Genomic DNA, 9919 nt, shown 5'->3' with positions numbered 1-9919 from the left:
AACGACGCATCGCCGATGGTAGTGTGGTGCTTCACCATGTGAGAGTAGGTCATCGTCAAGCTCCTATACGAAACCCCAGATCTCTAACGAGGTCTGGGGTTTCTTCTTTGCGCGGCAGAAAGTCGGGCGTGGATAGCGCCGTCGGTGGCGGGGCAACCTGCAGGACCCGTGATCGCCGGCAAGCCGGCTCCTACGGGGGCGGAAAGTTACAACCTTGCCGGACACGGACGGTCTCATGGCAAATGGCTCGGTTAGAATGCGCGCATGCATTCAGGGGACCTTCATGTCTGCTCCGTTATCCTCCTTGCCTGTGCATGAGCTGGTGGCCTGCCATGAGTGCGACCTGCTCATGCGCAAGCCACAGCTTGCCGATGGCGAGAGCGCTCAATGCCCGCGCTGCGGCTACGAGCTGTTCAGTCACCGCCATCAGGTAGTGCGCCGCAGCCTGGCTCTGGTGATGGCGGCGTTGCTGCTGTACATCCCGGCGAATTTCTTGCCGATCATGCAGCTCAATCTGCTGGGCCAGACCTCTCAGGATACGGTCTGGAGCGGTGTGCTCGGGCTGTACGACAGTGGCATGCAGGCGATCGCCGTGGTGGTGTTTCTTTGCAGCATGGCGGTGCCGCTGCTCAAGCTGCTGTGCCAGTTGCTGGTGTTGCTGAGCATTCGCCTGGACTTCGGGCGCAGCTATGGTCTGCTGCTGTATCGGATTTACCACCACCTGCGCGAGTGGGGCATGCTCGAGGTCTACCTAATGGGCATCCTGGTGGCGATGGTCAAGCTGATGGACCTGGCAGATCTCAGCCTTGGCCTGGGCCTGTTCTGCTTCACTGCGCTCCTGTTGATACAGATCTGGCTGGAGGTGACGATGTCGCCACAGCAGATCTGGCAGGCGCTGTCCGGGGAAGACGTTCATGCGTGCGATTGATGCCGGCCTGCTGGTCTGTCACGAGTGTCACCAGCTCAATCCGATCGAGCCCGAAGTCGAGCACCAGTACTGCAGCCGCTGTGGTGGTTCGGTGCATGCGCGCAGGCCCAACAGCCTGGTTCGGACCTGGGCGCTGCTGCTGACCTCGGCGTTGCTGTACATCCCGGCCAACGTGCTGCCGATCATGACGATCAACAGCCTGGGCAAGGGCGCACCGGCGACGATCATGGAAGGGGTGGTCGAGCTGCTCCAGCACGGCATGCTGCCGATCGCTGCCGTGGTCTTCATCGCCAGCATCCTGGTACCGACCTTCAAGCTGGTCGGCATCGCCTTGCTGCTGTATTCGGTGCAACGGCACCAGCCGATGTCGGCCCGGCAGCGTATTCTGATGTATCGCTTCATCGAGTGGATCGGGCGCTGGTCGATGCTCGACATCTTCGTCATCGCCATCCTCGTGGCCCTGGTCAACTTCGGCAGCCTGGCCAGTATCGAGGCCGGTGCCGGCGCGGCTGCCTTCGCCAGTGTGGTGATCCTCACCATGCTGGCTGCACTTACTTTCGATCCCCGCCTCATCTGGGACAACACGGAAACCAACCATGACTGATCTTCCTATGGCCAAGACGCGTCCTGCTTCCAACTGGTCGGCCATCTGGGTCCTGCCGCTCATCGCCCTGCTGATCGGCGGTTGGCTGGCCTGGCGCGCCTACAGCGAGGCCGGTATCCAGGTCGAGCTGATCTTTGCCAGCGGGGAAGGCATCCAGGCTGGCAAGACCGAGTTGATGTACAAGGGCATGGCCGTGGGCAAGGTGGTCTCGATCAGCCTCGATCAGACCGGCAAGAATCGTGGCGTGGTGGCGCAGCTCGAGGTCAACAAGGATCTGGAGCAGTACCTGCGCAAGGGCACGAGCTTCTGGCTGGTCAAACCCAATGTCAGCCTGGCCGGGATCAGCGGCCTGGAGACGCTGGTGTCGGGCAACTACATCACCTTCAACCCGGGTGACGGCGAGGCAAGCCGTACCTTCACCGCGCTGACGCAAGAACCGCCGATGAGCGACGACGTGCCGGGCTTGCACCTGACCCTGAAGGCCGATCGGCTGGGGTCGCTCAACCGTGACAGCCCGGTGTTCTACAAGCAGATTCAGGTCGGCCGGGTGAAGAGCTACACCCTGGGGGACGATGAGAGCACCGTCGAGGTCAAGGTCTTCATCGAGCCCGAGTACGCCAGCCTGGTGCGCAAGCACACGCGCTTCTGGAACGCTAGCGGCATCAGCATCGATGCCGACCTGTCCGGCTTCAAGCTGCGCAGCGAGTCGCTGGCCAGCATCGTCGCCGGTGGCATCGCCTTCGCCACGCCGGAACATCGCAAGGACAGTCCGCCGACCGATCCGTCGCTGCCTTTCCGCCTGTACGAGAGCTACGACGCCGCACAGGCCGGTATCAAGGTGGTGGTCAAGCTCACCGACTTCGATGGTCTGCAGGAAGGCAGAACGCCGGTCATGTACAAGGGGATCGAGGTCGGCACCCTGAAGACCATGAAGATCGACCGCGACCTCGCCAGCGCCACTGCCGAGCTGACCATCAACCCCTTGGCCGAGGACTATCTGGTCGAAGGTTCCGAGTTCTGGGTGGTCAAGCCTTCCATCTCGCTGGCGGGCATCACCGGGCTGGAGGCACTGGTCAAGGGTAACTACATCGCGGTAAGGCCGGGTGAGAAGGGCAGCCCGCCCGCTCGCAGCTTCGTCGCGCGGAGCAAGGCGCCGCCCCTGGACCTCGGCGCACCGGGGCTGCATCTGGTTCTGTTCAGCGATCAGCTGGGCTCCATCGAAGTTGGCAGCCCGGTGCTCTATCGCCAGATCAAGGTGGGCTCGGTACAGAGCTATCAGCTGTCCAGGGACAATAGCCAGGTGGTGCTCGGCGTGCATATCGAGCCGGACTACGTGCATCTGGTCAACACCTCGACACGCTTCTGGAACGCCAGTGGCATCACCCTCAAGGGCGGGCTCTCCGGGGTGGAGGTGAAGAGCGAATCCCTGCAGACGCTGTTGGCCGGCGGTATCGCCTTCGAGACCCCGAACCCCGAGGCCCCCGCTTCGGGGCGCCAGGTGCAGCGCTTTGCGCTGCACGCGGACCGGAACAGTGCCCTGCAGCCCGGCACGCAGATTCGCATCCGGGTGAACGATGGCGATGGCCTGCAGCCGGGGACCCTGATCCGCTACAAGGGGCTGGAAGTCGGCAAGGTGGAAAGCCTGGCCCTGACCGATGACCTGCAGGCGGTGATGCTCGATGTGCGTCTCACCCAGGCGGCAGGGCAGATCGCCCGCGAAGGCTCGCGCTTCTGGGTGGTCAAGCCCGAACTGAGTCTGACCCGCGCCGCCAACCTCGGCACGCTGGTCAGCGGCCAGTACCTGGAGGTGCTGCCGGCGTTGCAGGGCGGTGCCCAGCGCCTGCAGTTCACGGCACTGGATGGCCCGCCCAACCAGGCGGTACGCGAGCAGGGGCTGCGTCTGGTGCTGAGTGCGCCACGACGCGGTTCGATCAAGCCGGGGGTGGTGGTCAGCTACCGTGAGGTGCCGGTGGGCAAGGTGGTGGATTTCGAGCTGGGGCCGACCTCGGATCGGGTGTTGATCCACGTGCTGATCGAGCCGCGCTACGCGCCGCTGGTGCGTTCGGGCAGCCGCTTCTGGAACGCCAGCGGTATCGGGGTGGATGCGGGGTTGTTCAAGGGCGTGAAGGTGCGTACCGAGTCGCTGGAGGCGCTGATCGAAGGCGGAATCGCCTTCGCCACGCCGAACAATCCGGAGATGGGCGGTCCGGCGCAGCCGGGGCAGACCTTCGCATTGTTCGATGAGCCGCAGGATGCCTGGATGCAGTGGGCGCCGAAGATCGTCCTGGAGTAGGGCGGGGCGCGCGGCGGTTGCCGGGAGGGATGTAAGAACGACATCCTCCCTGCGCAGTAACGAGAAGGGCCGCATTGTGCGGCCCTTTCTCTTGGGGGATGTGAACAGCGGCATCCAGATACAAGCTCGCGGCTGAAGCCGCTCCTACGCTCATGTCCCGAGCCGTGGGAGCGTCTTCGGCCGCGACGAGTCAGGCCGGTTCGGCCGTTTCTGCCTGCTCGGGCGCCTGCGCCTTGGCATTCTCGCGGGGCTTGATGAACTTCCAGTCCGCCTCGTCGATGTAGATGCCGTTGGGGCCGCTGCCGCCTTCCAGGTCGATGGCCACGTGGGCCGAAACCTGCGGCTTGACCGAGGCCAGGATAGGCACGAAGCCCAGCTGCAGGCTGGTCTCGATCAGCGCCTGCTGGTTGCGTTCATCGATGTCCGCCGCCTCGTCGAGGTAGTAGGGCAGACGCACGCGCCCGGCCTGCTCGCGATCCATCAGGTGCAGCAGCAGGTACATGTTGGTCAGCGCCTTGATGGTCATGGTGGTGCCGTTGCTGGCTGCGCCATCGATGTCGGTGTGAATCACCGGCTGGCCATGCACCTTGGTGATCTCGAAGGCCAGTTCGAACAGGTCCTTCAGGCCCAGCTGGTTGCCGTTGGCGGCCACCAGGCGCGACAGGTAGTCCTTGGCTTCTTCGTTCCTGGCGTCCTGCTCGGCCGACTGCGACAGGTCGAACACCGACAGGGTCTCGCCTTCCTCGTACTGGCCGGCGCTGTGGATGATCTGGTCGATGTGGCGCAGGGCTTCCTTGTTCGGCGCGAGGACGATGCGGAAGCTCTGCAGGTTGGAGACCTGGCGCTTGTTGATCTCGCGGTTGAACAGGGCCAGCTGGTGTTCCAGGTTGTCGTAGTCGCTGCGGATATTGCGCAGGGTACGGGCGATATCGGTGACCGCTGCGCGTCTGGCCTTGGCCAGCGTGAGGGCTTCGTCCTGGCGGTGGGCGTAGGCGTTGACCAGCAGTTGCAGGCGGCGCTCGACGTCGTCTTCGCTGTCGAACTTGGCCACGCCCTTGAGGCGAACCTGGGCGTACAGCGCCTCGATCTGGCCGTCGATGCGTTGCAGTGCCTGCCAGGTATCCTGGTAGTCGTTGAGCAGCGGCAGCAGGTTGTCCAGCGAGTCGTCCACCGGATCCATGAACGGCGTGCCGAACGGCAGGTCGGCCGGCAGCAGCTGGCGACGGCGCAGGGCGTCCTCCAGGGTGCGTTCCTTGGCTTCCAGATCGGCCAGTTGGCGGCCGACCAGCTGCAGCTTGGCGGAGAGCTGCTGCACCCGCTCGGCGAAGGCGTCGCTGGCACGCTTGAGTTCGTCCTGAGCGCCTTCCAGTTCGGCCAGACGTTCCAGTTTCTGCGGCTCCTCGGCGGCCAGGGTCTGGCTCTTGCGGAAGTCTTCCAGGGCTTTCTGCGCGTCCAGCACGGCCTGGTACAGGGTCTCGGCCTGGGCCTTGCTGGCGGCGCGGTCGGCGGCGACCGACTGCTGGGTCTTGAGCTGCTTCAGCTCGCGCTCCAGGCGATCCTTCTGGTCGCGCAGGGCGGCGCGGTCGGCCAGTGCCTGCAGGGCCGGCGGCTCGATATGGCTGAGGTCGATGGACAGGCCGGGTACGGCGAAGGTGTCGCCCTTGAAGCGGTCGAGCACGGCTTCGACCGCCTTGACCCAATCGTCGCCGTCGGCCTGGATGCCTTTCTCGCCCAGCGGCAGGCTGAACAGCTGGCCGTTGAACAGGCGCATCAGGCGGTCGACGTCGGCCTGGCTGAACTCCTCGCGCAGGCGCGAGTAGCTGTTGTTGTCGGCGTGGTCGAGCTGCTGCCGGACCGACTTGAGGCGTTTTTCCAGATCGCGCAGACGCTCGTCGAGGTCTTCGCTGGAGAACTGCCGCGACTGCGCCAGGGCGCCAGCCAGCTCGTCGTGGGCGTCCTTGGCGGCGAGCAGTTGCTCTTCCAGGACCTTGGCGTCTTCGACTAGGGCGAAGCGGTTCTTCAGCACCGCCAGTTCGCCCAGCCAGCGCTGGATTTCGCTGATCTCGCGCTCCAGGCGCATCAGCTCGCTGGTGCCGCCGCGCTGTTCGTTCTGCAGGCCGTCCTGCTCGTTGCGGTAATGCTCGGCCTGGATCACCAGCTCTTCCTTGCGCGCATCCGCGTAGTCGTGCCAGGTGCCCAGCAGGTTGTCGAGCAGTGGCGACAGGCGATGCAGCTTGCCGCGCAGGATCTCGCGCTGGCCGACGCCGGTGGCCAGTGCTTCGATCAGCGGGCCGGCAGTGACCAGTGCCTGGTAGTCCTGCTCCATGCGGCGCACGTCGCGGAAGGCTTCCTCGGTGGCGGCGATGTAGTCGACGCTGCCCGAGCGCAGGCTGTGCTCGAAGGCATCGAGGAACAGCTGCTTGAGCTTGGCCGCAGTGATTTCGCGCATGTGCAGCAGGTTGATGAACAGCGCGCGGAAGGTCTTCAGGCTCTGCTCGCTGGTCGAGCGCAGCGGGATCAGGGTCAGGTCCAGCGGGATGCTGGTGTGCCCACCCACCAGCAGGCGGCGCAGTTCGTCGGGCTTCAGCTCGTAGGCGGTGATGCCGGCCTGGCCGAGGTTCTTGAACAGTTCGCGCTGGCGCAGGCAGGTGCCGTTCTGCTGGTAGTGCTCCAGGTCCAGCTCGCCGGCGTAGGCGAAGAACTGGTGGCCGAAGCCGCCGCCCGGGCCGCGTCCGGCCACGCCGATGACGTGCGGGCCATGGGGCAGGGCGACTTCGACGAGGATGTAGCTGGTGTCGCTGGCGAAGTAGAACTTGCGCGAGGCTTCCAGGCTGTACTTGCCGAAGCTCATGTCCGACATGCGCGCCAGGATGGGGAACTGCAGGGCGTTGATCGAAGCGGACTTGCCCAGGTTGTTGGCGCCGTACACCGACAGCGGGTTTTCCAGTGGGAACAGGCCGAGGCTGTAGCCGGCAGTGTTCAACAGGGCGAAGCGGCGGATGCCGTAGCGTTCCTGGCTCATGCGTCCATCTCCTGTGCAGCGCGTTCTTCTGCCATGGCGCGGGCCAGGGCGTCTTCCTCGGACTCCTCGGTGTCGCTGGCCTCGGCCACTGCGGCATCACCGTCATCGTCCAGCAGCACCGGTGCCGGCAGCGGCAGGTCGCTGCTGTGCAGGCTGGCGGCCAGGTCACGGTCGTGCTGCACCGACAGGCAGACGTCGAGGAAACGGTGCATCGGCGGCAAGAAACGGTACACGCCGTTGCTGTCCTCGGCGAAGCCGAGCTGGGTCAGGCGGCGGATGATTTTGTCTTCCAGCTCCTCGAAGGTGGTCACCTCGGCCTGCAGGAACAGGTCGCGGTACTTCTCCAGCAGGGCTGGCAGTTCGTCACGGCCAATGCTGCCGCCGTCGAGCACGGAGAGCGGGTCGCGGCCCTGGTCGGCCAGGTGCTCGACCAGGATGAAGGTGAACAGCGCCAGGCGCTGGGCGGTCTTGTTCACCTGCGGTGCGACCTGCTCGGGGACGAAGTAGTAGAAGCCGCGCGGGTCGCAGACCAGCTCGAAACCGAGGGCGCGGAACAGGGCACGGTACTGGTCCTGCATGCTCGACAGCTGGGCGTAGCACTCCGGCTCGCTGCGGGAGATGTGGTAGCCCTTGAACAGATCGCGAAACGCGGCTGCCAGCTGGGTCATTTCTTTCAGGTCGATATTCATAGACGGTGCTCACGGGCAAGCATTGGGTCGAGTGCGCCTGGGCGCGCTCCACCTGAGAGTTCGGGGTGGCCGATGGCGGGCAGGCGCAGGGCGGACGACGCTTGATCCGTCCGCCGCCCGGCCAGCGGCGAGATGGGCAAGTAGAGCGTTGTCCACCCTAGGGGTTGCTCATGCATCGGGGCGGCCCACCAGGGCGTAGGAGCTGATGCTGATTTCATGCTCGCGGGTCAGGTAGGTCTGGCGCTGCAGGCGGTCGCGCTGGAAGCGCGATTCGCGCGACAGGCGCGAGAACCAGTAGAGCAGTTCGTCGGTGGCGCCTTCCGGTTCCTGCTCCAGCAGCCAGGTCATCAGGTCCGGCAGCGGCAGGGCCTGTTCGCAGCGTTCGATCATCTCCCGTGCGGTCTTCGGCGCCTTGGGCGCGCCGCCCTTGCGGCTGCTGCTGGCCTTGGGGAAGTGCGCCGGCTTGGCTTCGAAGCGGGCCAGGGCGTAGACATAGGCCTCGACCTGGCTGGCCGAGCCCAGGAAGTTGCTCTGCGGTCGGGTGAACAGCGGCATGGCGGCCTGGGGCACGGCGTCGATGCCCTTCTTGCGGATCACCGACAGGGCCAGCGCCGCGCCACGGGTCACGGCGTTGTGCCGGCGCGCTTCCTCGCGCAGCGGCAGCAGCAGTTCGCGGGCCTTGCGCAGGGTCAGCTGGGCGGTGGTCTGCATTTCCAGGATGCGCGCGTGGGTACGCAGCAGCAGGTCGTCGTCGACCAGTTGGCCGAGGCGCTGCTGGTCGCCGAGCAGGCGCAGCAGCACCTGTTCGACCCGGCGTACACCTTGCTCGAAGGCACCATCGGCGGCGACCAGCTGGATCATCGGCTCGACGTATTCGTCCCAGGTCGCCAGGACCTCGGCGTAACGCTGGCGCAGGGGAATCTGCCGGTCGCTGGTCTTGGCCCGGTCGGCCACGCCGACCAGGGCCTGTTCGTCGTTGCCGAGTTTCTTCAGCACGTCGCGCACGCGCATGTCGAGCAGGCGCAGCTGGCGTGCCAGGTCGTTGGCGTCGCGTACCTCGAAGGCGTCCTGGATATAACCGGCCAGGCGCTCCAGATGGCGCAGGTAGGCCTCGATCTCCAGGCACAGGCCCAGACGGTGCTCGCGGCGCAGGTAGGCGAGGAAGTCGTGAATCTGCGCGTTGAGCTCGAAACGGTTGGGGCTCTTCGCCACCGGCACCAGAATGTCCAGGCGAATCCAGGTGTCGAGCAGAGCGGTGGTGTCACTGGGCGTCGCGTCGGGCAACTGGGCCGCGAGCTGGCCGCGCAGCTCGACCAGGCTCAGGGTGCCCGCGTCGAAACGCTCGCACAGCGGTTCGAGCAACGTCCAGTGTTCGGCGAGGGCGCGCAATACGCGCTTGGGATCGATCATCGAGGCGCCGGGTTCCAGGCAAGTGAAAAGGAGCGATTGTACTGCAAGGCGGATGCCTGTTTTGAGCCCGAATCGATCAGTTGCAGGTGACGTTATTCGGCACATTGGGACGGGCTGCGGTTCGCTGGTAGCTGCAATCCCTTGAAATGCCGCAGAAATCGGCACTCTGGCGGATGGCACGCTTTCTGCCATGTCCCTGAAGAGAACCTGCCAGTGGAGTCACCATGTCCGCCCTTGCCCTTAATGTCGATGCCCGTTGGCACGAGTTGCAGCATCAGCGCGACCTGGATTGGGACCTTCACGCCATCACCGACCGCGCCCAGGCGATCGCGTTCCTGCGGCGTTTCGAAAACCGCCTGTGCATCTACTCCAGCTACGTCGAGAAGCTCTACAGCAACTACAGCTTCGTGGTACCGCAGGACGAGCAGGGCGGCATCACCATCCTGCCCGACGAGATGGCCTGGCACGACATCTTCCATGACATCCCCGCCGACGCGGTGGAGCCTACCGGCGTGCACGTCCTGCCGGGTGAGGCCATCGGCTGTGACGGGCTGTACATCAAGGTTCCAGGAGAGTCGCGGCTGGTGGCCTCGCGCGAGCTGCCGTTCCAGGAAGGATTGCGCCTGCTGATCGAGCGCTACCGCCAGCGCGGCGAGCATTTCCTGCCCGTGCTGGTGAAGGGGGATCTGCGCGAGTACGAGGCGCGCATGCCGTCGTTACACCTGCACCGCATCAACCCGAGCAAGCTCGGGCACTGCTCCCGGCTGAGCATCGACGCCATTCGCAGCGCGATCGCCGAGCACCTGCTGAGCCTGTTCCGCCAGCGTTGACCGGCAGTGGTGTTACGCCGATGTGACTGCTGGTAACACCCGTCTTGCGGTCATTCTCCCGCTGCAGGCCGTTTGCCAGCCTTTTCTCGACTATGGGTCGGGCCGCTTTTGCCGGTGCGCTTCTATAGTGGCTTCAAGAAATC

The 9919-nt window shown here is 65.1% G+C and carries 7 protein-coding genes; 4 read left to right on the top strand and 3 right to left on the bottom strand.

Annotated features, from left to right (window positions below; translation table 11 throughout):
* The first annotated feature begins 283 nt into the window (after window positions 1-283).
* The 3 genes from EWH21_RS19570 to EWH21_RS19560 are packed head-to-tail and all read left to right on the top strand — an operon-like array spanning window position 284 to window position 3825.
* The gene (locus tag EWH21_RS19570; protein ID WP_047586646.1) at window positions 284-928 is read left to right on the top strand and encodes a paraquat-inducible protein A; all 645 of its coding nucleotides are present in this window, start codon (window positions 284-286) and stop codon (window positions 926-928) included.
* Window positions 915-1532: a paraquat-inducible protein A gene (locus EWH21_RS19565; protein WP_277699120.1), complete on the top strand. Its 618-nt coding sequence runs from the start codon at window positions 915-917 to the stop codon at window positions 1530-1532. The genes EWH21_RS19570 and EWH21_RS19565 overlap by 14 nt, the downstream gene beginning before the upstream one ends.
* Window positions 1525-3825, top strand: a complete 2301-nt coding sequence (locus tag EWH21_RS19560) for an MlaD family protein (RefSeq protein WP_277699119.1) — start codon at window positions 1525-1527, stop codon at window positions 3823-3825. Before EWH21_RS19565 ends, EWH21_RS19560 begins: the two co-directional genes overlap by 8 nt.
* A 190-nt stretch (window positions 3826-4015) precedes the next feature.
* On the opposite strand, the gene mksF is transcribed toward EWH21_RS19560, so the two are convergent.
* From mksF to mksB, 3 genes are all read right to left on the bottom strand, one after another.
* A complete protein-coding gene (mksF, locus tag EWH21_RS19555; RefSeq protein WP_277699118.1) occupies window positions 4016-6847 on the bottom strand; it encodes an Mks condensin complex protein MksF in 2832 nt (943 codons plus the stop codon).
* The gene (gene mksE / locus EWH21_RS19550) at window positions 6844-7536 is read right to left on the bottom strand and encodes an Mks condensin complex protein MksE (protein WP_037055946.1); all 693 of its coding nucleotides are present in this window, start codon (window positions 7534-7536) and stop codon (window positions 6844-6846) included. Before mksE ends, mksF begins: the two co-directional genes overlap by 4 nt.
* A gap of 168 nt (window positions 7537-7704) precedes the next feature.
* A complete protein-coding gene (gene mksB / locus EWH21_RS19545; protein WP_037055948.1) occupies window positions 7705-8946 on the bottom strand; it encodes an Mks condensin complex protein MksB in 1242 nt (413 codons plus the stop codon).
* Window positions 8947-9170: 224 nt separating this feature from the next.
* Between mksB and EWH21_RS19540 the strand changes: the two genes are divergently transcribed.
* Window positions 9171-9776 carry a hypothetical protein gene (locus EWH21_RS19540; RefSeq protein WP_134678210.1) on the top strand — a complete coding sequence of 202 codons (606 nt, stop codon included), beginning with the start codon at window positions 9171-9173 and terminating at the stop codon, window positions 9774-9776.
* Window positions 9777-9919 lie beyond the last annotated feature (143 nt).

This window comes from Pseudomonas sp. REST10, assembly GCF_029542605.1.
GTDB lineage: Bacteria > Pseudomonadota > Gammaproteobacteria > Pseudomonadales > Pseudomonadaceae > Aquipseudomonas > Aquipseudomonas khazarica.
The sequence above is the reverse complement of the archived record's forward strand: the minus strand, read 5'-3'. Positions and strand labels throughout refer to the sequence as shown.